Below are 24,158 nucleotides of genomic sequence, written 5' to 3' on the forward strand. Positions count from 1 at the left end.
CCGACTTTCAGATAGTCACGACCCATGCGGCTCATGTCCTTGATACACAGGTACTCCACATTCCCGGCTTCCACTTCTTTCATCATTGCTAAAAATCCGGGACGGTCAAAGCAGGTGCCGCTAATGCCATCGTCCGTGAAATGGACAATGTTTGTAAAACCCTGCCGTGCGGCGAACTCCTCCAACATTGCTTTTTGATTGGATATGGAGTTGCTCTCACGCTGCTGGTCATCATCTTTGCCAAAGTCATCACGGCTCAGTCGTTCGTACAGAGCTGTGATTTTCTCGTTTTTTCTCATAACTTGCGCTCCTTTCTTCGGTTTTAGGTTGTGTGTTCTAAGAGACTTCCCAACCGCTTGATTAAGAAGTCTTTTAGAGCATACAACACCGGCAGCCAGCTTGTATTTTTTATACTGACGGACTGCAAAGTGATTCGGCTTTTTCTTTTCCAGGGCTTCAAACATCAGATCCACCGGGTTCTGGAACTCCTCATCATCTTCCCGCACCTCCATTGCGTTCAGGAACTCAATCAGGGTGGAGAAATTCTGTTCCTCAACCGGAGCTTCATAGTGGATATATCCGATCAAGGCACAGTAGAGCAGCGTTTCCGCCTTCGTCCAGAACTCATCACCGGCTTTTCCATCACCCTTTGTGTTGGCAATCAGCGTTGTCACCAGTTTCAGAATGTCTTTTTCTGAATGGATATAGGCAAATGGGTTATAGTGCATCGACTTCTGAAAGTTGATGGTGTTGAAAATCTTGATGGTGTAGCCATGCTTCAAAAGGGCGTTGCCGCACTCAATCACGATGCTGCCTTTCGGGTCAGTGACCACATAGGAACTGTGCATCTGGAGAAGGTTTGGCTTCAACCAAAAGCGAGTTTTACCGGAACCCGAACCGCCGATAATCAGAACATTCTTATTTCGGGCATTGGCAGGATTCTTCGGGCGATTGCTCATCATCAGCCGCTCCGTTTTCGTCAGGATCACATTGTCCTCGAACTTTGGTGCAATAAACGGCTCAATATCTTTTGCCGTTCCCCAACGAGCAGAACCGTACTCAACATTGTGTCGGTACTTCTTTGCGTTTTTGCCTTTTAGATAGACAGCCAGCCGAAGTCCTGCGCCGCAGAGAATACCAATCAGCAAATCCAACGGGTGAAAGCTGGGAAACGGATTGTTCAGGGCTATCGGAAGGGCATGAAAAAAGCTGAGGATTTTCGCAGATGAATCTGCCCCCTCAGCCAATCTCCATGCTTCTCCTAAATTCGTAGCGAACAACCCTACCAGAAAATACGGTAAATTCAGAATCAGGAGCTTTTTCATTTTTCTCTTATCCATCACAGATCACGCTCCTGTTTCTTCTCTCGAACCTTCTTCGGAATCGCTGCGACAATTTCCTTGAACTTCTTCAGCTGCGCCAGAACGCTCGGCTTTTCATTCTTGGTTAATGCCCTTGCCTGATGTTCCTTGCAGATTGCATCCAAAGCATCTGCATCTTTAGAACGGACAAAAACAAGAAACCGGGGAGGATCAACGGACTTATCTTTTCTTACGGCAAAGTCCACGCCATACTTCTTGGCGAGCTTTTCAAAATCACGGATACTCTCTTTGTCGATCTCAACATTCGTAGCACCCTGATTCTGTCCCAAAAGCTGTTTCACGGATTGCTTTCCATGAACGGCAGGGTCTCGTGCCTTTTTCATCTTCACTTTTTCCCGGTGCTGCAAATACTTGCGGATACCGGCAATGATAGTGCGCCCCGTCAGCTTGGTTGTGCTGATCGCCAGGTTTACTGTTCTGTTTTCAACTTCTTCCTGCATGATTCATCACCTCCTGCAAGCAGTAGAGTGAACAGATTATCGTGCCATATCTCTGTGGTCGTAATACAGATTGCCCTTGGCAACTGCGGCATGGCTGATAATCTTGATATTGCCAGCTTTCTGGTTATCCAGAGCCTTCTGATAACCCACATCGCTCAAATACAGGCGATTTCTTTCGCCTTTCCAACCGACAGGCGATTCATCGGTCAGCACATCGAAAATAATCATGTGCTTGGTGGCGTCATCAAATCGTGCCAAGTCCATATAGGTATGTCCCTGGTACTCCTTGGCACCATCCTGAATCCGCTTTCGCTCCATCAGCTCTCCAATCGTCGAATTTCTTTGCATAAGAACCTCCTTACAGAACATCTCGGTCAGGGTTACTTTTGTGGGGAACCGAATCAGCTTTGACAGGTGCATCTTCTTTCTTCACCATGTCATCCGGCAGGGGAAGCGCCATAATGCTGCGCCCCATGCGTACAAAAGTCTCAGGCTGATGAAAGTGTTCCTCAAACTGCTTCATCAGTTCCGGGGACAGAGAACAAAAATCATCCTCGCCCAATCCCACAACCAGAAAATCACCGGCGATAATGTCATAAATATCGCCGTCATCATCACGCAGCGCACGGTTCAGTTCTTTGCCTACGAGTTTACCTTCGTCGTGCATCACCAGTGCAACCGGCTCATTGAACGGATAAGTTGCCTCAATATCGCCACCTACGGCTTTCTGCAAATCCTCCAGCTCACAGCCGATCTGCACAGCCTGCGGATACATGAACGGCTTTACCAGCAACACATTCATGGTATCTGCCTGTTCTTTCTGAACCTCCCGTTCCTCGGTCGTGCCGAACGCAACACCGGTAAAGTTTTCGGAGTCCAGAATGTACTCCGAATTGTAATAAGCGGCTCTAACCTGTTCCTCTGCCGCATCGTGAGATTCTGCTTGCACCGTAACCGTTTTCTCCAAGGTTTCGGTGATCTTCACATCGTATTCTTTCAAGTTTCGATACCTCCGTTTCTTTGGAAATAAGAAAAGCGACCATCCATGAACCTGTTACAGTTCATAAATAGTCGCATCCACATCGGCTAAAAGCTCGAACAAGCAAATATCGTCCAGTTCGCAAATCAGGGAACCCATGTCGAAGAAAATATCGTCCTCGCATTCCACCGTAGTAACCACGCTGCGGTGTTCGTTAAGACAAATGGCTTCTTCCTTGTCCATCGTGATCGTAGACATACAGGACACCACATAGAATGTCATATCTTCTGCTAACCACAGCTCCTTGCTCTGAATCGTGCGAACTTTTTCATCGCCGCTCATATCTTCTACATAGGACAGAAGCCGCACGGCTCTGCTGTTCAGAAGTACCTTTCCCTGATAGTCGATACCCTCACCAGCAGAGGACAATACTCGATACTCGCTAATCATCTCGGCATTTTTCTGAAACGACTTTGCCAGAAGCGCAGGAGAAATATCATCGAACTCCTCACTGTAGTTTACGAGCATATCTACCATATAATCAGGATCGCAAAGGTCGTAGAGTTCTTCCAAAGCGCCCTGAATGTTTTTGGGTGTAAACATTTTTTACCTTACCTTTCCATTGATTTTTCTCTTTTTTTCTGCCATTGCTCCAAAAGCTGAATGATTTTATCCTCCATCTGCTTGTTGGTATAGGACTTCGGGAAGTATTTTCGCAACGAATCCGTTTTGAAGGTTACTCTGTCCAGCTCTCCCTTCTTGATTTCATTCATAATCTCGCACATCGCATCCAGCGTACACTCGCCCTCCTGTGCGAGCTTTTTAATTCGCTGTGCTTGCGAAAGGGAAGGAGCTGCTTGAGCATAATCCATTGCAGAAAGAAAATCCTTCTGTTCTTCACTTGCCAGATAGGAAAGCTCCACCGCAGGATTGAATTTGATCTGACCCGTATCTACCATATCCAGCAGTTCCGGAATCAGTTCGGTCAGACGGATATAACGGTGTACCTGATTTCTGCTTTCTCCTGCCTCCTGACCGACTATATCCATTGCCTGCAACTTCATCCCAACTTGGGATGAAGTTAAATCGGTGCGTTGACCTTGATGTTTAATCGCATCCAGCTTCATCTTATAAGCAAATGCTCTTTCACTCGGCAGGATACTCTCCCTCTGCAAATTCGCATCAACCATCAAAATAATGGCTGCATCATCGTCCAGGTCACGAACAATCGCAGGCATGGTTTCCTTACCCGCAAGCTCCGATGCCCGGTGCCGCCTGTGACCAGAAACGATTTCATAACCACCGTCGGGGTCAGGACGGACAATCGCAGGAGTGAGAACTCCGAAATCTCGGACGCTCTCTGCCGTTTTCATCATTTCTTCATCATCAACCACACGGAAGGGGTGTCCCTCAAAGGGGTGTAGCTCAGAAAGCGGAATTTCCTGCACACGCTCCTGCTGGGCTTCAGCTCTGGATTGATCGGTGGAGAAAATATCATCGTACCCCTTCAAGCTGATGTTTGCGCCTTTTTTCTGCATTGTTTAACACCTCCTTCGTCAGAATTTTATAGGCTTCGGCAACTTTGCCTTTGGGATCATGCTTGAAGATACTGGTTCCCTCTGCGCTGATTTCCTCTGCACGGACAGAGCGGGGAATGTCGGTCTTGTAAACCTTCAGCTTTCCGCCGTAGCTCTCCCGAATCAGATTGCTGATGTCTTTGGAGTAGTTGGTGCGGCTGTCCACCATCGTCAGAAGAATCCCTTCAATCCTCAGTTTCGGGTTGATTTGCCTCTTGACCTTGTTGATGGTTCCAAGCAGCTGTTCCAGACCCTTTGCAGGAAGGTATGCTGCCTGAACCGGTATCAGCACATTGTCGGCAGCTGCCAACGCATTGACGGTCAGCATACCCAAAGACGGCATACAGTCAAGAAGAATGTAATCATAATTCTGTTTGACTGTATCCAGGTATTGCCGGAGAATGGTTTCCCGGCTCATGGCATTGACCAGTGCTACCTCCATACCTGAGAGTTCGATGTTGGACGGCACCAAATCAACGCCCTCCGGATGATGAAGAATCCCTTCATCGGGAGTAATAGGGTTTTCCATCATAATCTTTCCCATCAGATCGGAAAGTGTCGGAGACAGATCATCCGGGCAGGGATTGCCCAAACTGACCGTCAGGGAAGCCTGGGGATCGGTGTCTACCAGAAGCACCTTTTTTCCTTCAAGAGCCAAGCCAACGCCCAGATTCTCGGTGGTGGTGGTCTTTCCAGTGCCTCCTTTCTGATTGACCACCGCAATGATGGTTGCTTTTTTCGACATTTATCGTCACTCTCCTTCCTCTCGCTTCATTTTCAATTTCTTAAATCCTCCTTCCAAATATCCGTGTGACATATCGTGCCGAACAAGAGCATCGTAGTAGGTGTCTATTGTCGTCGGCGCATTGTATATCGTAGTCAGCATATACTGACGGATATTTCTAATCTTTGTGGTGTTCTCCTTGAAGCAGTCCATAACATATCGAATGTGTTCGGCATTCAGTTTCATAAACCGACTGCGGACAATTTCTGCCGGACGCTCCTCTGCACCAATGCGAATCAACGGTCGCTTCGTGCAAACTGTTTCAACGATCAACTCCAGAATGTTATCCAGCATTTCGGAATCGTAAGGGTAATCCTTCTTCAACAAATCCATACTGAGCTGATCCGAGAAATAATCAAAGTATTCTTGATACCGGTCATTCTCGTCCATCATTCCACCATTTCCGGAAGGAAAGATAGAATCAGTATCACTAAATTCAGTATTTTTAATATCAGTATTATTACATTGTGATTTCGGAAGTTCTTGAGTTGTGATTTCCATTGTTCCAGAATTGTGATTTTCACAATTCAAGAGTTGTGAATCCACAGCAGAGATAAAGTTCTTCACATAGATCAGGTTGGGCTTTCCCAAACCCTGGCGCTTACGTTCAATCAATCCTGCTTTCTTCTCAAGTTCACTGAGCAGCTTGATAGCCTTTTGTTCAGCACAGTTCAGAGCCATCTTCGCTTCGTCGATTGTAAAAATGATATACACTCTACCGTTTTTATCTATCCAACCATTCTTGGCAGACAGGCTCATGCGGTCAAGCAAAATGCCATACAGCATCTTGGCATCGGCAGAAATATTCCAGAACCTCTCGTTCGTGAACAACACCTTCGGAACTCGATAGAATGTGAATAGATCGGATTGCTGACCGTAAAAATAATCAAAACTCACACGGCTTCACCACCTTCTTTCTGCGGAAAACTTTCTGTTGTCAGCGGAATGCTGCGGAAAGTCGTATCCGTCTTTTCGTAAGGACATCGGGCAAAATAGCAGAAGCGGTATTCCTGTTCATACGCATCCATATCAACGAAGCCCCACTTCACGCATAACCTTCTTCGTACACCAACCAATGCACGGGTGATCTCGCCCATAGGGACAGCCATCACATTCCGACTTGGGTTTCGGCGGCAAAGAGATTAAGTAGTAGCAATTATTTCTACCCAGACGGCAGCCCTTTCTGCCATTCGTCCAGAAGTAGCAGTAATGACAGTCGCTCGGCTTGTCTGCGGTATAAACAGGCTTGCTCAAATAAAACACCTCCAATCTCTTGTATTTGCCCATGGGTTTGGGCATAAAAAAAGAGCGCCTATCCATCCCCAATGCGGGGCAAATAGACGCTCTATGTACATAACGATATTTAATTTTATCTGCTATAACTGCATGGTATTCAAAACATCCGCCTTTTTTGATTAGCTGGATTTTTGGCACGATTTTGGGGCTGATTAGCAGGAAGGGCATTTTCATTAGCAAGAACAGCCCGTTTTCTGCTAAAAATTAGCTGGCGATTTTGTCTTATAACAACCGTTCGATTCTGGAGGGGTTGTCAAAAATCAAATTTTGGAGTAGAATTTTATCTCATACAGTGAAAGAGCTTTTTCGTAGCTTTTTATATAAGAAAAGCCGAAAACCCTTGAAAACAAAGGCTTTCGGCGTTGTTCACTGGCGTCCATAAGAGGATTTGAACCTCCGACCCCACGCTTAGGAGGCGTGTGCTCTATCCAGCTGAGCTATATGGACGTGTCTGATATATGATTATAGCCCGATCAAAGTCGAACTGCAATCCCTTATTTAGTTTTTTTTGAGGTGGCCGTTGTAACGCAACCTTAGGAGGCGAACCCTCTATCCTGCTGAGGTACATGGACGTATATAAAATTTTTAGTGTTGGGCGATTGCTCCAACAAGCCCTTAGGAGGCATGTGCTCTATCCAACTGAGCTACTGAGACAGGTATTAAAAATAGTGTGATCTGCGTGAAATGCAGTGTTTAAAGGACGATTTTGTTGCGCGTCATATTTCACGTTTTTTCGCGGTCCAGAACGAGTAAACTCCAAAATCCATTCGTATCTTTATCTAACAACGGTCCGCGACAAGAGAAAATTCTCTGTGATAAAACACATGCTTAGGAGGCGAACCCTCTATCCAACTGAGGTACTGAGACAAATGAAAAAAATATGAAGTTTTCACAGGAAAAAGAACAAGAAGCATCCGATAATTAGGAGGCGTGTGCTCTATCCAACTGAGCTACTGAGACACAAAAACAAAAGTTTTTGCGAGCGGCTCCTTCGCGCAGAGTCGCAGCACGCGATATATTTATATTACTGCATTGAGAGCAAAAAGTCAATTCCGAATGCGGTGAAAAAAGTAAAGTGCAGCTGTGCAAAATTAAAGAATCATATTCTTGCAAGCGGGTGCAGAAAGTGATATGATACAATTACATATATGGGGTTAATGAGGGGAATCACGAAACCCATTTATTTCCCGAAGGAGGGGGCATACTTGTGAAACAAATGCACATCACCGAAACGGTGCTGCGTGACGCGCAGCAGTCGCTGATTGCGACGCGAATGCCGTTTGAGGATTTCGAGGGCATTCTCGATGAGATGGATCAGGCCGGCTATCACTCGATTGAGTGCTGGGGCGGTGCGACCTTCGATTCCTGCCTGCGCTATCTGCATGAGGACCCGTGGGAGCGTCTGCGCAAGATCAAATCTCACATGAAGAACACCAAGCTGCAGATGCTGCTGCGCGGTCAGAACCTGCTCGGCTATCACCATTATTCGGATGATACCGTGCGCCGTTTTGTCCGCAAGTGCATCGAGAACGGCATGGATATCATCCGTATTTTTGATGCGCTGAACGATCTGCGCAACATCGAGACCGCTGTGGACGAATGCCTCAAGGCAGGCGGCCATGCACAGGGCTGTATCTGTTACACACTGAGTCCGATCCACAATCTGGAGATGTTCGTTTCGCTCGGCAGGCAGATCGAAGCCATGGGCTGCAACTCGCTGTGCATTAAGGATATGGCGGGCATCATGTCTCCGCAGGAGTGCTATGACCTGGTTACCGCACTCAAGCAGAACATCAAAATCCCGGTTTATGTGCATACACACGCGACCACCGGTCTGGGTTATATGACTTATCTAAAGGCAGCGGAAGCCGGTGCGGACGGCATCGACTGTGCAACCTCGTGCATGTCGGGCGGCACCAGCCAGCCGGCAACCGAGTCCATGGTCTACGCGCTCCAGCAGATGGGCTATGACTGCGGCGTGGATTCCAAAACGCTGCATGAGATCAACGAATTTTTCGTGCCGGTCAAGGACAAGTTCGCGGCGAGCGGTATGTTCGACCCGTATGTCCTGTCCACCAAGACCGATGCGCTCGTGTACCAGATCCCGGGCGGCATGCTGTCCAATCTGGTGGCACAGCTGAAGGCACAGAACGCAATCGACCGTCTCGATGAGGTACTCGCCGAAACGCCGCGCGTGCGTGCCGATATGGGCTATCCGCCGCTGGTAACGCCGCTTTCGCAGATGGTCGGCGTACAGGCAACGGTCAACGTTCTCCTCGGCGGCCGTTACAAGTCGATCGGCAAGGAAATCAAGAGCTACATTCGCGGCGAATACGGCAAGGCACCGGGCGAAGTCAATCCCGAACTCGCCAAGCAGGTGCTCGGTGACGAGCAGCCGATGACCGGCCGTTTTGCCGATACGCTCGAGCCGGAATTTCCGGCTGCACGCGAGCATCTCGGCACGCATGCCCGCAGTGAAGAGGACGTCCTGTCCTATATCGCATTCCCGCAGCAGGCAGAGCAGTTCTTTGAGCGCCGGGGGCAGACCTTCACCGCAAGCTATTCGTTCAAGGAGGTTAAGTGAGCATGGTACACGATCCGATCAGCGTACTGGACGCGCTCATGATCGCCCTGTCCGGTATCGTTATTGTATTTTTGATGCTGGCACTTCTCTGGGGTGTCATCGCTGTTATTTCCCGTGTGATGGGCGCGCTCGAAAAGCACACCGCGCATCCGGCTTCGGTCAGTGCAGCGGCTCCGGCGGCTGCGGCTCCGGCAGCAGCACCTGCACCGGCTCCGCAGGTCAAGCTGGAAGGCGTCAGCGAGGTGGAGGCGGCCTGCGTTATGGCTATCGTCAGCCACGAAACGGGCATTCCGCTCGATCAGCTTGTATTTAAGTCCATCAAGGCGGTTTAAGGGGAGAAAGAAACATGAAATATCAGGTATCGCTTAACGGCAAGCAGTTTGAAGTAGAAGTAGAAAAGGGGTCGGTAAGCGCAGTTCCGACCGGCGCGGCTCCCGCACCGGCACCGGCTGCAGCAGCACCGGCACCCGCGGCAGCGCCGGCTCCGGCAGCAGCACCCGCACCCGCAGCAGCGCCTGCAGGCGGCGAGACCGTCGCAGCGCCCATGCCGGGCACCATTCTGGATGTGCGCTGCACGGCAGGTCAGGCTGTCAAGGCAGGCGATGTGCTGTTTATTCTCGAGGCCATGAAGATGGAGAACGAGATCTGCGCACCGCATGACGGCACGGTCGGCTCTGTCTGCGTACAGAAGGGCGCTTCCGTACAGACCGGCGCAGCACTCTGCACGATGTAACGGGAGGCGCGTACTATGCAATTTTCGTTTTTCGGTGCATTAGGCAGCATTCTGGCAAGCTCGGGCTTCGCGTCCTTCGCGGAGGACCCGCGCAGCCTGATCATGATCATCATTGCATGCGTGCTGCTGTACATGGGTATCGGCAAGAAATTTGAGCCGCTGCTGCTCGTTCCGATCGCATTCGGCATGCTGCTGGCCAATCTGCCGCTGACCGGCCTGCTCAATGCACCGGTTGACGGTTCCAGTCCCGGTATGCTGTGGGTGTTCTATCAGGGCGTCCAGCATGCGATTTATCCGTCCATCATCTTCCTCGGCATCGGTGCCATGACCGACTTCGGCCCGCTGATCGCGCGCCCGTCCTCGCTGCTGCTGGGTGCAGCGGCACAGCTCGGCATCTTTTCTGCATTCCTGCTGGCGCTGGTGCTCGGCTTCCCGGGTGCAGTAGCGGCAGCCATCGCCATCATCGGCGGTGCGGACGGTCCGACCTCCATTCTGGTCGCTTCCCGTCTGGCGCCGGATTACCTGCCCGCCATCGCTATTGCGGCGTACTCGTATATGGCGCTCATACCGCTTATCCAGCCGCCGATCATGCGCCTGCTGACAACCAAGAAGGAGCGCGAGGTCAAGATGGAGCAGCTGCGTCAGGTCTCCAAGACCGAGAAGATCGTATTCCCGATCGCAGTTGCCATCATTGTTATCCTGCTGATTCCGGATACCGCTCCGCTGATCGGCATGCTCATGCTGGGCAACCTGCTGCGTGAGTGCGGCGTAACCGACCGCCTGAGCGACACCGCGCAGAACGCGCTGTGCAACATCGTCACCATCTTCCTCGGTCTGTCGGTAGGCTGCAAGGCGATTGCGTCCACCTTCCTGACCTGGGAAACCATCAAGATCATCATCCTTGGCCTGATCGCGTTCACATTCTCGACCGTCGGCGGCCTGCTGTTCGGCAAGGTTATGTATAAGCTGACCGGCGGCAAGGTAAACCCGCTGATCGGCTCGGCCGGTGTATCTGCCGTTCCTATGGCAGCGCGCGTTTCGCAGGTTGAGGGCCAGAAGGCCAATCCGGCAAACTTCCTGCTCATGCACGCGATGGGCCCGAACGTAGCCGGTGTTATCGGCTCCGCTGTTGCCGCAGGCTTTGTCCTCAAGGTATTCGGCGCGTAAGTGCAAAGCAAAAGAACCCGAATTTTTGGGTTCTTTTTTATGCTCTTTTGGTTGAGAAGAATTGAAAATCAATTTGTAACGGTATGCACACGATATCCCGTAAGGGGAGCACATTGTGCTCTCACGCAAAGGTAAAACATCACGCGAATTCTACATCTTGCATTCTCAATTTTTTATGCTTTCTTGACAATTTATGTCGCCCTGTTTTATAATAAATGTAAGAAATGAACGGGTGGTCCTTATTGTGCAGGTACTAAAAGACGAACTTCGACACAAAATTCTGCTTGAATCCGAGCATTTATTCCTGCAGCGCGGCTATGACCGCACCTCGCTGCAGATGATCGCGGACAAGGTAAATATCAGCAAGAGCAACCTCTACCACTACTTCAAGAATAAGGAGGAGCTGTTCTACGAGTTGACCGACAGCGCTGCAGACGGCCTGAAGCGCATGATTCTGCGCTTCCGCAGCATGCGGTTTGACCTGAATATGGACGCGCAGGAATTCCGCATGCTGCTCACCGAGGAGGTACTCTCGCTGCTGCTGGCGGAGAAATACGGCCTTCTTCTTATCATGGAGCAGGCCAACGGCACCCGATATGAAAACCTGCGGCCGGTAATGATTGAACTGATTGCGTCCAAGATCGTGTCCATGCTGGCCGACGAGGAGAACAGCCCGATGATGGCGCAGATCATGGCACGCAATCTGGTGGACGGGACGGTACATATCCTCAAGAACCGCGTTCGCCCGAGCGAGGTCCGTGCCGGACTGAATCAGCTGATTACCTATCACACACAGGGAATGCACGCGCTGCAGTAAGCAGCGCGTGAGGCTGTCGCGAAACTACAGTTTCGCCGACAGGAAGGAACGGACCGTGGGCCGTTCCAAAGTCGTCCGAAAGTTCCTATACAGAAACTTTCTCCCTCCAGAAGTTCAAAAAGGGTGATACATGCTACCCTTTTTGAGCATTTGCAGAGCAAATGCTGTTTCATGCGCGCTGCCGCGCGAAATGCTGACTATACGACTTTTTCGACAGACTGTGCGCTGCAATAGCAGCGCTTTTCTTTTGCCCGAAAAACAGAACTGACACGTTCTAACCGTCCCCGAATCCACATACACTGTCACAGATGAAACCTCATCAGGCAGGAGGGAAACAGCGGTGAAGGGCTTACCGGAGGAGCGCACGATCCGTCTGGCGCAGTACATGATCGAGCAGAAGGCCACCGTGCGGCAGACTGCGGCACGGTTCGGAATATCCAAGTCAACCGTACATAAGGATATCACAACGCGCCTGCAAAAGCTGAATACCGAGCTGTATGAGCGCGTACAGACCGTTCTGCAGGTGAACAAGCAGGAGCGGCACATACGCGGCGGCAGAGCAACACAGGCGAAATACCGCGCCGAAGCGGCGCAGCGACGCGGTGAAAAATAAAAAAACCGACTTTCCAAGCGGAAAGTCGGCAAACAGAAGCAGCGTGACAGTGTTGCTATGTAAAGGCTTAAAGCAGACCGAGCTCATGTGCGCAATCGCTGCAGACATTCTTACCCTTGAAGTGGATAATGTCCTTTGCGTTACCGCAGAAGACGCAGGACGGCTCATACTTCTTGAGGACGATATGATCGCCGTCAACGTAGATTTCCAGAGCGTCCTTTACTTCGATGCCCATAGTGCGGCGCAGCTCAATCGGGAGCACGATGCGACCAAGTTCATCAACCTTACGAACAATACCGGTGGATTTCATTTTCAACACACTCCATTTCTTCATCATAAAAAATGTATTACCAAATCCCACTCACTTGGGATGTTGGACGGAAGGGGGGAACACGATATGCTGTCCGTTATCTGGACGGTGTTCCTTTGTATGGCGCTGCTATGCGGTGCGGTCACGGGCAGGCTGGCAGAGGTTACGGCAGCGGTCCCCACAGGGGCTGCGGAAGCGATTACGCTGGCGATCAGTATCACCGGGCTGATGTGCTTCTGGAGCGGTGTGATGGAGCTGCTGCAGGCTTCCGGACTGGCAGAGCAGCTGTCCCGTCTGATGGCACCTGTTCTGCGTCCCTTGTTCGGAAGCGCATCGCAGGATAAGCAGGCGATGGAAGCAGTAAGCGCCAATATAACGGCAAATTTGCTGGGGTTATCCAACGCGGCAACGCCGTTGGGATTGCGTGCGTCAGAGCGGCTGTATGTTCTTGCAGGGCGGAGCGGAGCGCCGGATACCGTGCTGACACTGATCGTGCTGAACGCAACCTCAATTCAGCTGATTCCGTCTACGGTGGCGGCGGTTCGTGCGGCTTGCGGAGCACACGCGCCATTTGATATTATGCTGCCGGTGTGGGGAGCTTCTGCGGCTTCCGTTGCGGCGGTGCTGCTCAGCAGCAAGCTGCTGCGTCCTTTTTTTCCGGATGGGGAATAGCGGGACAGGTAAGTGCGCCTTACAAGTGGTATTATCACACATGAAAAGCAAGAAATTTGTCGAATAAGCAAACAATCATCAAAAAATTTCCAAGCGAGGGAAATAATACAAGGAGGGAGATGGTTGCAGATTTTGCAGAACGCGCTCATTCCGGCACTTTTGGCGGGAATCAGCCTGTATGCGCTGTGCAAAGGCGTGGACGTATTTCCAACTTTTCTGCGCGGTGCAGCCGTCGGTTTGAAAACCGCGGTGCAGATACTGCCTGTTATGGTCGGGATGCTGACAGTCGTGTTCATGCTGCGCGCTTCAGGTGCCGTTGATATTGCGGCAAGCGTGCTCGCGCCCGCACTGCGTATACTGGGCATACCGAAAGAATGCACAGCCCTGACCCTGCTGAAGCCGATCAGCGGAGGAGGAGGACTGGCGATGGGCAGTGAAATTATACGACGCTGCGGACCGGACAGCTATGCCGGACGCGTGGCCGCAGTGATGCTGGGAGCCTCGGAAACCAGCCTGTACACGATCAGCGTGTACAGCGGGCACCTTGGTTTAAACCGAACCAGATATGCTGTATTTGCGGCATTGTGCGGTGATCTGGCAGCATTTACCGCCTCTGCAGCATTGGTTAGAATATATTTCCCATACAGTTAATATTATATCGTGTATGTTAAAAAATTACCATAGCTTATGTCAAAAATTAGCGAATTAAATAAACATTACTTACACTATTTGTGCAATGTGTGAAAAAATTTACAGACTGAGAATATAAAAAAGCATCTATGCCGAAGCACAGATGCTTTTTATATTGTAAAGCGATTACTTCTTCACGATCTCCTTGCCGAAAGGACCATCATAGTCGAAGAAGCCCTTGCCGGTCTTAACGCCCAGCCAGCCGGCACGAACCATCTGACGCATCAGCGGATGCGGACGGTACTTCGGGTCGCCGGTCTCGCGGTACAGCGTCTCCATGATTGCGAGGTTTACGTCGTGGCCAACAAGGTCAGCGGTGTGCAGCGGGCCGGACTTCATGCCTGCGCCAAGCTGCATGGCAACGTCGACATCAGCAGGGGAAGCGATGCCGTCAGCAACGATACCCATTGCCTCGTTCATCATCGGGATCAGGATGCGGTTTACAACGAAACCAGGACCTTCCTTAACGGCAACCGGGGTCTTGCCCAGGGATGCCATCAGGTCAAATGCGGTCTGGAAGGTTTCGTCCGAAGTCTGGATCGCGCGGGTAACCTCAACCAGCTTCATGATCTGAGCCGGGTTGAAGAAGTGGCAGCCGATGAACTTATCCGAACGGTGCGGGATGCAGGCAGCCATCTCGGTGATGGACAGACCGGAAGTGTTGGAAGCGAAGATGGTGTGAGCGGGGCAGATCTTGTCCAGATCCTCCAGCAGGTCCTTCTTCAGATCCATGCGCTCCAGAATAACTTCCATGATGAAGTCAGCTTCGGCAGCGTCCTTGCGGTCAACCGAGGTCTTGAGGGAAGCGAGCAGCTCGTCCTTGCGCTCTGCGGTCATCTTGCCCTTGCTTACGAGAAACTCGTAATCGTGTGTGATAACGGTCTTGCCGCGCTCGGTGAACTCCGGCTTGATGTCGATCATGGTAACGTCATGACCTGCGTTCAGAAATACCTCAGTGATGCGTGCGCCCATGTTGCCAGCGCCGAATACACAAACTTTCATGCTAAATTAACCTCTCTCTCACTCTTTGCGGATGGATGAACAGGTATTGCGAATATTGATTAGTCAAAACCGCACAATCTGGTTTTGAATTGTGCGGTCCGACTGTCTCAATGCTTACTTATTCTTGAATTCCTTAGCCGGCTTGTCGCGGTTCTTGTCTAGGAAGTAAGCCATGCCGTACTTCTGATCCTCGGTAGCGAAGCACTGTGCGAAGCAGTTGCCCTCGAACTTCAGAGCGGAGTTCAGGTCGGTCTGCATGCCAACGTTTACAGCTTCCTTAACCAGGGAAACAGCGATCGGAGCCTGAGCAGCGATCTCCTCGGCCAGCTTTACAGCCTCGTCGAGCAGGTTCTCCAGCGGATATACGTAGTTAACCAGGCCCATGTTCAGAGCGTCCTGAGCGGTGTAGTTAGCGCGAGCAGTGTACAGCATTTCCTTAGCCTTGCCTGCGCCTACGAAGCGAGCCAGACGCTGGGTGCCGCCGCAGCCCGGGGTGATGCCCAGACCAACTTCAGGCTGACCGAAGGAAGCGTTCTCGGAAGCGAGACGGATGTCGCAGGACATAGCCAGCTCGCAGCCGCCGCCGAGGCAGAAGCCGTTGATGGCAGCAATAACCGGACGCTTGAAGTTCTCGATCTTCCAGCAAACGCGGTTGGACTCGTTGCCGAACAGCTTGCCTTCTGCACAGGTCTTGGTAGCCATCTCGGAGATGTCAGCGCCTGCAACGAAGGAGTTAACGGTCTTGCCCTTCTTGTTAACGGTGGAAGAACCGGTCAGAACTACTGCATAAACGTCATCCAGATCCTTAGCCAGCTCGTCGAATGCCTCTTCCAGCTGTGCGTACATGTCGGTGGACAGAGCGTTCATAGCCTTCATGTGCTCGATCTTAACGATCGCAACATGACCCTTTTTTTCGATTACTACGTCAGTCATTTTTAAGACTTCCTTTCAGAATATGTGCTATGAGCGTAAAACGCTCAAGGCTGACCTCTATTCGGAGGCCATCAAACATCCAAAGGATGTTTGCAGTCAAAATAGAACAGAAGCGAGCTTCTGTTCGTAAAAACCCGCGACATGCGCGTGGGTTTTTACACCCCGACCCAGCCGCCCTGGGCGGCGTCGTTCGGGTATCCAAAATCAGTTTCTACGGAACTGATTTTGGTATATAGGGGGCTTTTGAAGCCCCCTATAGCAAGACTTACTTGCAGAGCTCGTCGCGCTCAACGATGATAGCTTCGCCCATACCGCCGCCGATGCACATGGTAGCCAGACCGATGGTCAGGTCGCGCTTGATCATTTCGTGAATCAGGGTGGTGGTGATGCGGCAGCCGGCTGCACCGATCGGGTGACCCAGAGCGATTGCGCCGCCGTTTACGTTAACCTTGTCCATATCAAAGCCAAGCTCACGGTTAACAGCAGCAGCCTGTGCAGCAAATGCCTCGTTGGACTCGATCAGGTCGAGGTCAGCAACGGTCAGACCTGCGCGGGACAGAGCCTGACGGGTGGACTCGATCGGACCTACGCCCATGATGGACGGATCACAGCCTACAGAGCCCCAGGCACGAACCTTAGCCAGCGGCTTGAGACCGTTTGCCTTAACGAACTCCTCGGAAGCGATGATCATTGCAGCGCCTGCATCGTTGATGCCGGAAGCGTTGCCTGCGGTTACGGTGCCGTCCTTCTTGAATGCCGGGCGCAACTTGCCGAGGATCTCCAGAGTGGTGTTCGGCTTTACATGCTCGTCGGTATCAAAGATAACGGTTTCCTTCTTCTTCTTAACTTCGATCGGAACGATCTCGTCCTTGAAGCGGCCGTTAGCGATGGCAGCAGCAGCCTTCTGCTGGGAAGCGAGAGCGATCTCGTCCTGCATTTCGCGGGTGATGCCGTACTTTTCAGCTACGTTTTCTGCAGTGATGCCCATGTGGTACTGGTTGAATACATCAAATACGCCGTCGTATACCATCATATCGACCAGCTTCTTGTCGCCCATGCGAGCACCCCAGCGGGTATCGCGGGAGATGTACGGAGCACCAGACATAGACTCGCAGCCGCCTACCAGCATCATCTTGTTCTCGCCGGAACGGATGATCTGGGTGCCGAGGGAGATGGCACGCATGGAGGAAGCGCAAACCTTGTTCAGGGTCATAGCCGGGGTGGTGATCGGCAGACCGGACTTCAGGCAAACCTGACGTGCTACGTTCTGGCCTACGCCGCCCTGCAGTACCTGACCGAACAGAACCTCGTCGATTGCTTCCTTGTCAACGCCTGCACGCTCGATAGCTGCCTTTGCAGCAGCGGTGCCAAGCTCGGAGGAGTGTACATCGCGGAGGGTGCCGCCGTAAGTGCCGATTGCGGTACGGGCAGCGGAACAGATGTAAACGTTCATTTAGCTGTTTCTCCTTTTCTACTGATGCGGCGAAAAACTATGCCGCCGCATGGTGATGGAAACTCGATTTTTTTTGAGTTCGTTAATATTTTATCAAACTATTCTGCAGAATGCAAGGGGAATTGGTCGATTCTGTAAAATTATATGAAAAGTCCAGTTCCCGTTTGCGTAATCTGCACAAATAGAATTGATTAGTCGTTAGCCAGACCCATCAGCTCGTCACGGAAGATGCGAGCGTCCATGGTCTTGATCTCGTCAGCCATCTTCGGAACGAAGTCCATCTGGTCGAGGATCTGGGTCTGCAGGTCGATGCCCGGAGCGATCTCGGTCAGGGTAACGCCTTCCGGACGCAGCTCGAATACGCAGCGCTCGGTGATGTACAGAACCGGCTGATGTACCTCGTTAGCGTAATCGCCGGAGAAGGTGATGTGCTCAACCTGCTTAACGAACTTCTTCTTAGCGCCTTCCTGGGTGATAACGAGCTTGCCGTCCTTGCACTCAGTCTTGAGGCCCTTTGCAGTGAAGGTGCCGCAGTAAACAACCTTCTTGGCGTTCTGGGTGATGTCGATGAAGCCGCCTGCACCTGCCAGACGGGTGCCGAACTTGGATACGTTCAGGTCGCCGTTCGGAGCAGTCTCGGCCAGGCCGAGGAATGCAACGTCAAGGCCGCCGCCCTGATAGAAGTCGAACTGTACGTTGTGCGGGATGATGCACTGTGCGTTAGCAGCAGCGCCGAACTGGGTGCCGCCGTACGGTACACCTGCGATAGAGCCTGCCTCAACGGTAAGGGTCATCTTGTCGGAGATGCCTTCTTCAGCAGCTACGTTAGCGATCTTCTCCGGTGCGCCGGTGCCGAGGTTTACGATAGCGTCCTGCGGCAGCTCCATAGCAGCACGGCGGGCGATGATCTTCTTAGCGTCCATCGGGATCGGCGGGATAGCGTCAACCGGGATGCGGAACTCGCCGGTCAGCGCGCCGTCGTACGGCATGCCGAGGCACTGCATGTTCTCCTCATCGGTGCCGACTACAACAGAGTCAACATAGATGCCCGGGATAGCAACCAGCTTCGGGTCCAGAGAACCGCCCTGTACGATCTTCTCAACCTGAACGATTACCTTGCCGCCGGAGTTCTTGCAGGCCTGAGCCATAGCAGTTACGTCCAGAGGACCGATCTCACGATGTACGGTGCAGTTGCCGTACTCATCGCAGTAGGAAGCACGCAGGAATACAACGTTGATCGGGAAGCCCTTGTACAGCAGGCGCTCCTGACCCTCGATGTTAACAACCTTTACCAGATCTTCCTTGGTAACGTCGTTCAGCTTGCCGCCGCCGTTGCGCGGGTCAGCGAAGGTCTTCAGGCCAACGTGGGTGATGGTGCCGATGTTGTGAGCAGCGATATCGCGGTACATGTGCGAGATAACGCCCTGCGGCAGGTTGTAAGCCTCGATCTTGTTGTTCAGAGCCAGCTCGCCGAGCTTCGGAGCACGGTCCCAGTGGCCGCCGATAACGCGCTTAACCATGCCTTCATGGCCGTAATGGTCACCGCCGGTGCCATCGCGGTGGCCCTGACCGGCTGCAAAGAACAGGGTCAGGTTCTGCGGGTGGCCGGTCTCAAGAAAACGCTTCTCGAGAGCCTTGGAAAGGGTCTCCGGGCAAGCACAGGATACGAAACCGCCGGTAGCAATGGTATCGCCGTCCTGAACCTTCAGAGCAGCTTCCTCCGCGGTGATGATGCTTACTTTCTTCATGTTTATCAATCCTCCTGATAATAGTGCGACCGGTTTTACAGTGGTCACGCCTGCGACGTGAAAGACCTGATTCTATCTATCGCCTGCGGAATCTCATCCGCTGCGGCAACAACAACACGGTGCGCGGCCTCGATCTCCTCATAGAGATACGGACAGCCGGTGCAGCCGCGCAGGATCAGCAGTACGTCATATGGAACACCGTCCTCCGGATAGGAGAATGAGGCGGTATCCAGAAGGGCAGCGCAAATCGCCTTGTAGGCATCGCCGCGCTCATAGCGCGGATTGCAGCCGCCGCAGAATTTTACTGTGCAGCGAAGCAAGGCGCACAACCCCTTTCTATGTAGCATTTCCGAATGTTACCATAGGGAAACAATGGGTAATAACACAAACACAGGCACTCACGGGTGCTCCATGAGTGCCTATAGTTTGCTCAGAGATTACTTGATGCGAGCAATCTTCTTTGCCAGTTCCTTCTTCATTTCAAGGTTGGACTGACGGGCAATCATGATGCGCTGAGCCTGCGGCGAGCCTGCACCGTGCATGGACTCCGGCAGATAGCCGACAGCTGCAGTACCCATGGTCATGTTCTCGATCAGGCGCAGCAGACGCATACGGTCCTCAGTCGGAACGGAAGCAACGCCCTTGAGGTACTTCTCGATGTACGGCTTGAGCTCCGGGTTGCGGTAATCAGCCTCGGACGGCTGGGTTACCATCAGGCCGCCTGCCAGATCCTGTGCCAGACGAGCGATCTCGTACGGGAAGCGGGTAACGTTCTGCTTGCAGACGTTAGCCAGCAGCAGATCGATCAGATAGTTGCCTGCCTTGGTCTTAGTGCCCTGAGAGGAGCAAGCGATACCGCAGCAGTACAGGGTCTCGTTCAGGTGGGTCATCTCGATCAGCTTGTCCTTAACGTGGGAAGCCTTGGAGGAGCCAGCCATATCGCCAGCCAGAGCGGTAGCGCCGATCAGAACGTCGCCTACGCCGACCTTGCAGCCGCCGTAAGACTGACGGTGATAGCCTGCGAAACGCTCTACGATCATGCCGGCAAACTTAACTTCGCCGTTGAGGAAGATGCGGTCGTTCGGAACGAATACGCGGTCGAAGATAACGAGAACTTCGTGGCCGCCGTATACCTTGTTGCCAACGTCGATGTCGTTGTACTCTTCCATCTTGCGGGTGTCGCAGGACTGACGGCCGTAGATCAGGGTGATGCCCTTGGAATCGGTCGGTACAGCGAAGGAAATCGCGTAGTCCTCGTCGCCCTCGCGCATGGAGATGGTCGGCATTACCAGAACCTCGTGAGAGTTTACAAAGCCGGTCTGGTGAGCCTTAGCGCCGGTAACGTATACGCCGTCAGCGGTGCGCTCTACAACGTGCAGGAACAGATCCGGATCAGCCTGCTTGGACGGAGCGAGGGAACGGTCGCCCTTAACGTCGGTCATAGCGCCGTCAACTGCGAGATCCTCGTCCTGTACGCGGGTCAGGAACTTGAGGAAGTTCTCGTGGTACTTGGTGCCGCAAGCCTCGTCGATCTCGTAGGTGGAGGAGAATACAGCGTTCATAGCGTCCATGCCTACGCAGCGCTGGAAGCAGGCTGCGGTCTTCTGACCGAGCAGACGCTGCATCTTAACCTTCTTGATCAGGTCGTCGGTGGACTGATGCATGTGGGTGAAGCGGTTGATCTTCTTGCCGGAGATGTGGGAGGTAGCAGTCATCAGATCCTGATACTGCGGGTCCTCAGCCAGCTCGTAGGTAGCGGCGAAGGAGTTAAGGGAAGGACGGATAACCGGGTCGTCAACCGGGTTCTCTACCTTCTTGCCGAACATATACAGGTTGAGGTTCAGCTTGCGCAAGGATTCAATGTACTGGTCTTTGGTCATCATAAGTGATCAAGTATCCTTTCTCATTACAATTTGGTGCACATAACATGAATAAAGAAAACAGGGCGGGGAGACGGGACTCCCCGCCCTATTCAGGCGTTACATACGGAAATTAGAAGCACTCTTTGTATACGCGCTCGCTGAGCTCGATGCTCCACGGACGGTAAGAGTTGGTGATCAGACGCTGCTGGTTTGCATCAACAGACAGTGCAAATGCCTTAACGTCCTCTTCCTTGAAGCCGTACTCATGCAGCGGCTTCAGGTGCAGAACCTTCTCCAGGGTTACGTTCAGGGTGCGCAGAGCGTCGTCCTTGGTGCAGCCCAGGCAGCGAGCAACGATTTCCTTGAACTTGCCCAGCTCGCCAGCCGGCTCGTACTCGTCGTACATCTCGAGGATCTTGCCGAACAGAGCGTAGTTGGACTCGCCGTGCGGAACATGGTAGGTGCCGCCGAGCGGGAAGGACATGCCGTGTACGGTTGCACAGCCAGCCTTCAGGAATGCGATGCCTGCAAACAGGGAAGCATGAACGAACTCGCCAAGGTAATCCATACGAGCGTCCGGGCCTTCCAGAGCGATGCGGCGGAAGCCCTCGAGGATCATCTCCATAGCCTTAACGGAGAACATCTCGGAGGTAACGGTCTTGCGGTGCGGGGACAGGAAAGACTCGGTAGCGTGGATCAGAGCATCGATAGCGGATGCTGCGAACGGCTTGTACGGCAGGGTCTTGAGCAGATCCGGAACCAGGCAAACCTTGTTCGGGATGATGTCGTCGGAAACCAGGCCGAGCTTGGTATCGCCGCCGGTCAGCTTGCCGTCCTTCTCGTCCTTAACGATAGCAACAGAAATGTTGGTAACCTCAGAACCGGTACCGCAGGTGGTCGGGATAGCGATAACTTCCTTCTCATGTACAACAGGCTCGCGCTTGAAGTACAGCTCATGTACGGAGGTCGGGCGCTTGCAGCCGAGCAGCTTGCAAAGGTCCATGATAGCACCGCCGCCTACTGCGATTACGCGGTCGTAGGAATCGTACGGAATAGCCTCGTACATGGTCTCGATCATAGCCTCGGAAGGCTCGCCTGCACCGAACTTCTCCTGGAATACGAACTTGCTCTTGAGGCCAAGCTCTTCCATGAAGGGCTTGTAGATGAATTCGTTGGTCAGAACGACGTCGCGCTCGCCCAGCTTGAACTCCTCAGCGAAAGCACCAAAGGTGTCAAACTTGTAAATAGTCGGGGCAATGACGATCTCTCTCTTGTCCTTCATCAGGGAGGCGCTGAAAGCATCCATAGCCATAGTAGAAACATCTCCAATCAAAAATTTTATAAAAGGCCGTGCGGCTTTTTATTACATGATTTTACAGGGTGGTTTTTTCCTGTGTTCTTATTGTAGCAAATTTGCGCCAAAACTTCAACACAAACAAACAATAATTTCATCAAAAATTGACCAACTAAACCTGTACAAAAAGACAATAAAAAGTCCCGCAATCTTATTACGGGACTATTTTAACGTATTTATTGTGATTTGTAAATGGGGTAATGGTGAAAAGTACCGAAAAGTTTTTGCATAATTTTCCGTTCTTTAGCTGTTTTGTGAAAAACGGCTCAAAAATGCGCGGGTTCGCTCGTTATGCGCATTTTCAAATACCTCTGTCGGCGTGCCCTCCTCAACGATGGTGCCGCCGTCCATGAACACGACATGATCGGCCACATCGCGGGCAAACGCCATCTCGTGGGTGACGATGATCATGGTGGTGTGCTGGTCCGCCAGTGAGCGGATAACGCGCAGCACCTCACCGGTCAGCTCGGGGTCGAGCGCCGAGGTCGGCTCGTCGAAGCACAGGATATCCGGCTTGAGCGCGAGCGCACGCGCAATGGCGACGCGCTGCTGCTGACCGCCGGACAGCTGGTGCGGATAGTGGCTCATGCGGCCCTCAAGGCTCATCATCTCGAGCAGCTCGATGGCGCGGTGCTCGATCTGCTCGTGAATCTCGCGCTTGTTCTGCTTGTAGTCTGGGCGTTCCTTGGCCTGCAGCAGGGGAGCGAGCATGACGTTCTCCAGTGCAGTGTACTGCGGGAACAGATTGAACGACTGGAACACCATGCCGAAGTGCAGACGGTTCTTGCGGATCTGCGCATCGCTCTTGGCGGCATGGTCGGCAGCGTCGAGCAGTGTCTCGCCGTTTACGATGATCTTACCCTCATTCGGGGTCTCGAGAAAATTCAGGCAGCGCAGCAGCGTGGTCTTGCCCGAACCGGACGAGCCGATGATGGCAAGCGCCTTGCCGCGCTCCAATGTAAAACTGATGTCTTTAAGCACCTTGGTAGGGCCGAAGTTCTTATAAAGGTGCTGTACCTCCAGAATAGGCATAACGGCTCCTCCTTATTTAAAGTAATCCATTTTCTTTTCGATCCAGCCGAACAGCAGGGTCAGAATACCGTTGAACAGCAGGTAGAATACGGCAGTGTAGAACAGCGGCCAGATGATACCGGCGCTCTTGATGAACTTTTCGCCCATCCACAGCACCTCGTATACCGCGATGGTACGCGCCAGTGCGGTATCTTTAACAAGGTTGATAAACTCGTTGCCCATCGGCGGGATAACGCGCTTGATGACCTGCAGCAGCGTTACCTTGAAGAAAATCTGGCTTTTGGTCATGCCGAGCACCTGACCGGCTTCATACTGACCGCTCGGAATGCCCTGAATGCCGCCGCGGAAGATCTCCGAGAAGTAGCAGGCGTAGTTGATGACAAACGCAACTAGCGCAGCGGTGAAGCGCGGCAGGGAAATATCCCACAGCAGGGCAGGACCGTAGAAAATGATGATGATTTGGAGCATAAGCGGCGTGCCGCGGACGATCCAGACGATGATTTTGATGAGTGCGCGCAGCGGTGTAATGCGGCTCATCGAGCCGAAGCTGATAAGCAGGCCGAGCGGCAGAGCGAATACCAGCGTCAGGCAGAAAAGCTGTACGGTGGTAACAAAGCCGCCCATCAGGCTGAGTGTTACATTGGCAAACATGTCGTTTCCTCTTTACCTCTTTTTTACTTTATTTCCTGTGACACATAAGGCAGAAGACGGTAGTCCGCCTTCTGCCTTA

Annotated in this window: 27 protein-coding genes and 1 tRNA gene; 8 read left to right on the forward strand and 20 right to left on the reverse strand. The window is 52.3% G+C overall.

All coding sequences use genetic code 11. The features are described 5' to 3' along the window. The 10 genes from PGS25_RS13500 to PGS25_RS13545 form a co-directional block, all read right to left on the reverse strand. The coding region (locus PGS25_RS13500; protein WP_270419086.1) for a type IV secretory system conjugative DNA transfer family protein at positions 1-1,340 on the reverse strand (1,340 nt) is incomplete at its 3' end. Next, complete coding sequence (locus PGS25_RS13505) at positions 1,340-1,822, reverse strand: PcfB family protein (protein ID WP_002304320.1); 483 nt, start codon at positions 1,820-1,822, stop codon at positions 1,340-1,342. The genes PGS25_RS13505 and PGS25_RS13500, both read right to left, overlap by 1 nt. 36 nt (positions 1,823-1,858) lie before the next feature. Beyond that, the gene (locus PGS25_RS13510) at positions 1,859-2,170 is read right to left on the reverse strand and encodes a DUF5720 family protein (RefSeq protein ID WP_002304317.1); all 312 of its coding nucleotides are present in this window, start codon (positions 2,168-2,170) and stop codon (positions 1,859-1,861) included. Between the two features lie 10 nt (positions 2,171-2,180). Next, complete coding sequence (locus tag PGS25_RS13515) at positions 2,181-2,822, reverse strand: DUF3846 domain-containing protein (protein ID WP_002588969.1); 642 nt, start codon at positions 2,820-2,822, stop codon at positions 2,181-2,183. 54 nt (positions 2,823-2,876) lie between these two features. Further along, the gene (locus PGS25_RS13520) at positions 2,877-3,404 is read right to left on the reverse strand and encodes a hypothetical protein (protein WP_002304315.1); all 528 of its coding nucleotides are present in this window, start codon (positions 3,402-3,404) and stop codon (positions 2,877-2,879) included. Positions 3,405-3,412: 8 nt separating this feature from the next. Beyond that, positions 3,413-4,339, reverse strand: a complete 927-nt coding sequence (locus PGS25_RS13525; RefSeq protein ID WP_002304314.1) for a ParB/RepB/Spo0J family partition protein — start codon at positions 4,337-4,339, stop codon at positions 3,413-3,415. Beyond that, on the reverse strand, positions 4,296-5,123 hold the full coding sequence (locus tag PGS25_RS13530) for a ParA family protein (protein ID WP_002304313.1): 828 nt from the start codon (positions 5,121-5,123) through the stop codon (positions 4,296-4,298). Before PGS25_RS13530 ends, PGS25_RS13525 begins: the two co-directional genes overlap by 44 nt. Before the next feature lie 6 nt (positions 5,124-5,129). Further along, positions 5,130-6,059 (reverse strand): DUF6017 domain-containing protein, encoded by a 930-nt coding sequence (locus tag PGS25_RS13535; protein ID WP_002304312.1) that lies wholly within the window; start codon positions 6,057-6,059, stop codon positions 5,130-5,132. Continuing rightward, a complete protein-coding gene (locus tag PGS25_RS13540) occupies positions 6,056-6,259 on the reverse strand; it encodes a hypothetical protein (protein ID WP_270419087.1) in 204 nt (67 codons plus the stop codon). The genes PGS25_RS13535 and PGS25_RS13540 overlap by 4 nt, the downstream gene beginning before the upstream one ends. A 569-nt stretch (positions 6,260-6,828) precedes the next feature. Further along, positions 6,829-6,905 (reverse strand) — tRNA-Arg (locus PGS25_RS13545). Between the two features lie 769 nt (positions 6,906-7,674). Between PGS25_RS13545 and PGS25_RS13550 the strand changes: the two genes are divergently transcribed. The 6 genes from PGS25_RS13550 to spoIIID all read left to right on the forward strand — a co-directional run bounded on the left by PGS25_RS13550 (position 7,675) and on the right by spoIIID (position 12,372). After that, complete coding sequence (locus tag PGS25_RS13550; protein WP_270419108.1) at positions 7,675-9,042, forward strand: pyruvate carboxylase subunit B; 1,368 nt, start codon at positions 7,675-7,677, stop codon at positions 9,040-9,042. A 2-nt stretch (positions 9,043-9,044) separates the two neighbouring features. Beyond that, positions 9,045-9,374, forward strand: a complete 330-nt coding sequence (locus tag PGS25_RS13555; RefSeq protein ID WP_202183378.1) for an OadG family protein — start codon at positions 9,045-9,047, stop codon at positions 9,372-9,374. 14 nt (positions 9,375-9,388) lie between these two features. Next, entirely contained in the window at positions 9,389-9,775 is a 387-nt protein-coding gene (locus PGS25_RS13560) for a biotin/lipoyl-containing protein (protein ID WP_270419088.1), read from the forward strand. 15 nt (positions 9,776-9,790) lie between these two features. Then, positions 9,791-10,942: a sodium ion-translocating decarboxylase subunit beta gene (locus tag PGS25_RS13565; protein WP_118564533.1), complete on the forward strand. Its 1,152-nt coding sequence runs from the start codon at positions 9,791-9,793 to the stop codon at positions 10,940-10,942. 244 nt (positions 10,943-11,186) lie between these two features. Next, positions 11,187-11,759 (forward strand): TetR/AcrR family transcriptional regulator, encoded by a 573-nt coding sequence (locus tag PGS25_RS13570; protein WP_158574625.1) that lies wholly within the window; start codon positions 11,187-11,189, stop codon positions 11,757-11,759. A gap of 340 nt (positions 11,760-12,099) precedes the next feature. Then, positions 12,100-12,372 (forward strand): sporulation transcriptional regulator SpoIIID, encoded by a 273-nt coding sequence (gene spoIIID, locus PGS25_RS13575; RefSeq protein WP_117492171.1) that lies wholly within the window; start codon positions 12,100-12,102, stop codon positions 12,370-12,372. Positions 12,373-12,439: 67 nt separating this feature from the next. On the opposite strand, the gene PGS25_RS13580 is transcribed toward spoIIID, so the two are convergent. After that, entirely contained in the window at positions 12,440-12,682 is a 243-nt protein-coding gene (locus PGS25_RS13580) for an AbrB/MazE/SpoVT family DNA-binding domain-containing protein (protein ID WP_110437393.1), read from the reverse strand. Between the two features lie 87 nt (positions 12,683-12,769). Between PGS25_RS13580 and PGS25_RS13585 the strand changes: the two genes are divergently transcribed. Both PGS25_RS13585 and PGS25_RS13590 read left to right on the forward strand, forming a co-directional pair. Continuing rightward, on the forward strand, positions 12,770-13,354 hold the full coding sequence (locus tag PGS25_RS13585; RefSeq protein WP_270419090.1) for a nucleoside recognition domain-containing protein: 585 nt from the start codon (positions 12,770-12,772) through the stop codon (positions 13,352-13,354). A 123-nt stretch (positions 13,355-13,477) separates the two neighbouring features. After that, the gene (locus tag PGS25_RS13590; RefSeq protein WP_330417200.1) at positions 13,478-14,005 is read left to right on the forward strand and encodes a spore maturation protein; all 528 of its coding nucleotides are present in this window, start codon (positions 13,478-13,480) and stop codon (positions 14,003-14,005) included. Positions 14,006-14,170: 165 nt separating this feature from the next. Here PGS25_RS13590 and PGS25_RS13595 read toward each other — a convergent pair whose 3' ends face one another. From PGS25_RS13595 to PGS25_RS13635, 9 genes are all read right to left on the reverse strand, one after another. Then, entirely contained in the window at positions 14,171-15,046 is an 876-nt protein-coding gene (locus tag PGS25_RS13595; RefSeq protein ID WP_270419092.1) for a 3-hydroxyacyl-CoA dehydrogenase family protein, read from the reverse strand. A 114-nt stretch (positions 15,047-15,160) separates the two neighbouring features. After that, positions 15,161-15,979 (reverse strand): enoyl-CoA hydratase-related protein, encoded by an 819-nt coding sequence (locus PGS25_RS13600; RefSeq protein ID WP_118564531.1) that lies wholly within the window; start codon positions 15,977-15,979, stop codon positions 15,161-15,163. A 265-nt stretch (positions 15,980-16,244) separates the two neighbouring features. Beyond that, a complete protein-coding gene (locus PGS25_RS13605; protein ID WP_118760997.1) occupies positions 16,245-17,432 on the reverse strand; it encodes an acetyl-CoA C-acetyltransferase in 1,188 nt (395 codons plus the stop codon). A 191-nt stretch (positions 17,433-17,623) separates the two neighbouring features. Continuing rightward, positions 17,624-19,180: an acyl CoA:acetate/3-ketoacid CoA transferase gene (locus PGS25_RS13610; protein WP_270419095.1), complete on the reverse strand. Its 1,557-nt coding sequence runs from the start codon at positions 19,178-19,180 to the stop codon at positions 17,624-17,626. 44 nt (positions 19,181-19,224) lie between these two features. Next, positions 19,225-19,500 (reverse strand): hypothetical protein, encoded by a 276-nt coding sequence (locus PGS25_RS13615; RefSeq protein ID WP_118730201.1) that lies wholly within the window; start codon positions 19,498-19,500, stop codon positions 19,225-19,227. A gap of 117 nt (positions 19,501-19,617) precedes the next feature. Then, on the reverse strand, positions 19,618-21,063 hold the full coding sequence (locus tag PGS25_RS13620) for a 4-hydroxyphenylacetate 3-hydroxylase family protein (protein WP_118481065.1): 1,446 nt from the start codon (positions 21,061-21,063) through the stop codon (positions 19,618-19,620). A gap of 109 nt (positions 21,064-21,172) precedes the next feature. Beyond that, positions 21,173-22,354: a 4-hydroxybutyrate dehydrogenase gene (locus tag PGS25_RS13625; RefSeq protein WP_227109720.1), complete on the reverse strand. Its 1,182-nt coding sequence runs from the start codon at positions 22,352-22,354 to the stop codon at positions 21,173-21,175. A gap of 285 nt (positions 22,355-22,639) precedes the next feature. Then, positions 22,640-23,428: an amino acid ABC transporter ATP-binding protein gene (locus PGS25_RS13630; RefSeq protein ID WP_270419097.1), complete on the reverse strand. Its 789-nt coding sequence runs from the start codon at positions 23,426-23,428 to the stop codon at positions 22,640-22,642. 12 nt (positions 23,429-23,440) lie between these two features. Then, complete coding sequence (locus PGS25_RS13635) at positions 23,441-24,079, reverse strand: amino acid ABC transporter permease (RefSeq protein WP_117492066.1); 639 nt, start codon at positions 24,077-24,079, stop codon at positions 23,441-23,443. Positions 24,080-24,158: the final 79 nt, after the last annotated feature.

Origin of the sequence: Butyricicoccus sp. AM78-15b2TA (assembly GCF_027665985.1) — a bacterium.
In the GTDB taxonomy this organism is placed as follows: Bacteria; Bacillota; Clostridia; order Oscillospirales; family Butyricicoccaceae; genus Agathobaculum; species Agathobaculum butyriciproducens.

Coding starts and splice junctions, on each gene's coding strand:
- PGS25_RS13505 (WP_002304320.1), bottom strand. CDS start 1,822: ATGCAGGAAGAAGTTGAAAACAGAACAGTAAACCTGGCGATCAGCACA.
- PGS25_RS13510 (WP_002304317.1), bottom strand. CDS start 2,170: ATGCAAAGAAATTCGACGATTGGAGAGCTGATGGAGCGAAAGCGGATT.
- PGS25_RS13520 (WP_002304315.1), bottom strand. CDS start 3,404: ATGTTTACACCCAAAAACATTCAGGGCGCTTTGGAAGAACTCTACGAC.
- PGS25_RS13525 (WP_002304314.1), bottom strand. CDS start 4,339: ATGCAGAAAAAAGGCGCAAACATCAGCTTGAAGGGGTACGATGATATT.
- PGS25_RS13530 (WP_002304313.1), bottom strand. CDS start 5,123: ATGTCGAAAAAAGCAACCATCATTGCGGTGGTCAATCAGAAAGGAGGC.
- PGS25_RS13540 (WP_270419087.1), bottom strand. CDS start 6,259: ATGGGCGAGATCACCCGTGCATTGGTTGGTGTACGAAGAAGGTTATGC.
- PGS25_RS13550 (WP_270419108.1), top strand. CDS start 7,675: ATGCACATCACCGAAACGGTGCTGCGTGACGCGCAGCAGTCGCTGATT.
- PGS25_RS13555 (WP_202183378.1), top strand. CDS start 9,045: ATGGTACACGATCCGATCAGCGTACTGGACGCGCTCATGATCGCCCTG.
- PGS25_RS13560 (WP_270419088.1), top strand. CDS start 9,389: ATGAAATATCAGGTATCGCTTAACGGCAAGCAGTTTGAAGTAGAAGTA.
- PGS25_RS13565 (WP_118564533.1), top strand. CDS start 9,791: ATGCAATTTTCGTTTTTCGGTGCATTAGGCAGCATTCTGGCAAGCTCG.
- PGS25_RS13580 (WP_110437393.1), bottom strand. CDS start 12,682: ATGAAATCCACCGGTATTGTTCGTAAGGTTGATGAACTTGGTCGCATC.
- PGS25_RS13585 (WP_270419090.1), top strand. CDS start 12,770: ATGCTGTCCGTTATCTGGACGGTGTTCCTTTGTATGGCGCTGCTATGC.
- PGS25_RS13595 (WP_270419092.1), bottom strand. CDS start 15,046: ATGAAAGTTTGTGTATTCGGCGCTGGCAACATGGGCGCACGCATCACT.
- PGS25_RS13600 (WP_118564531.1), bottom strand. CDS start 15,979: ATGACTGACGTAGTAATCGAAAAAAAGGGTCATGTTGCGATCGTTAAG.
- PGS25_RS13605 (WP_118760997.1), bottom strand. CDS start 17,432: ATGAACGTTTACATCTGTTCCGCTGCCCGTACCGCAATCGGCACTTAC.
- PGS25_RS13610 (WP_270419095.1), bottom strand. CDS start 19,180: ATGAAGAAAGTAAGCATCATCACCGCGGAGGAAGCTGCTCTGAAGGTT.
- PGS25_RS13620 (WP_118481065.1), bottom strand. CDS start 21,063: ATGATGACCAAAGACCAGTACATTGAATCCTTGCGCAAGCTGAACCTC.
- PGS25_RS13625 (WP_227109720.1), bottom strand. CDS start 22,354: ATGGCTATGGATGCTTTCAGCGCCTCCCTGATGAAGGACAAGAGAGAG.
- PGS25_RS13630 (WP_270419097.1), bottom strand. CDS start 23,428: ATGCCTATTCTGGAGGTACAGCACCTTTATAAGAACTTCGGCCCTACC.
- PGS25_RS13635 (WP_117492066.1), bottom strand. CDS start 24,079: ATGTTTGCCAATGTAACACTCAGCCTGATGGGCGGCTTTGTTACCACC.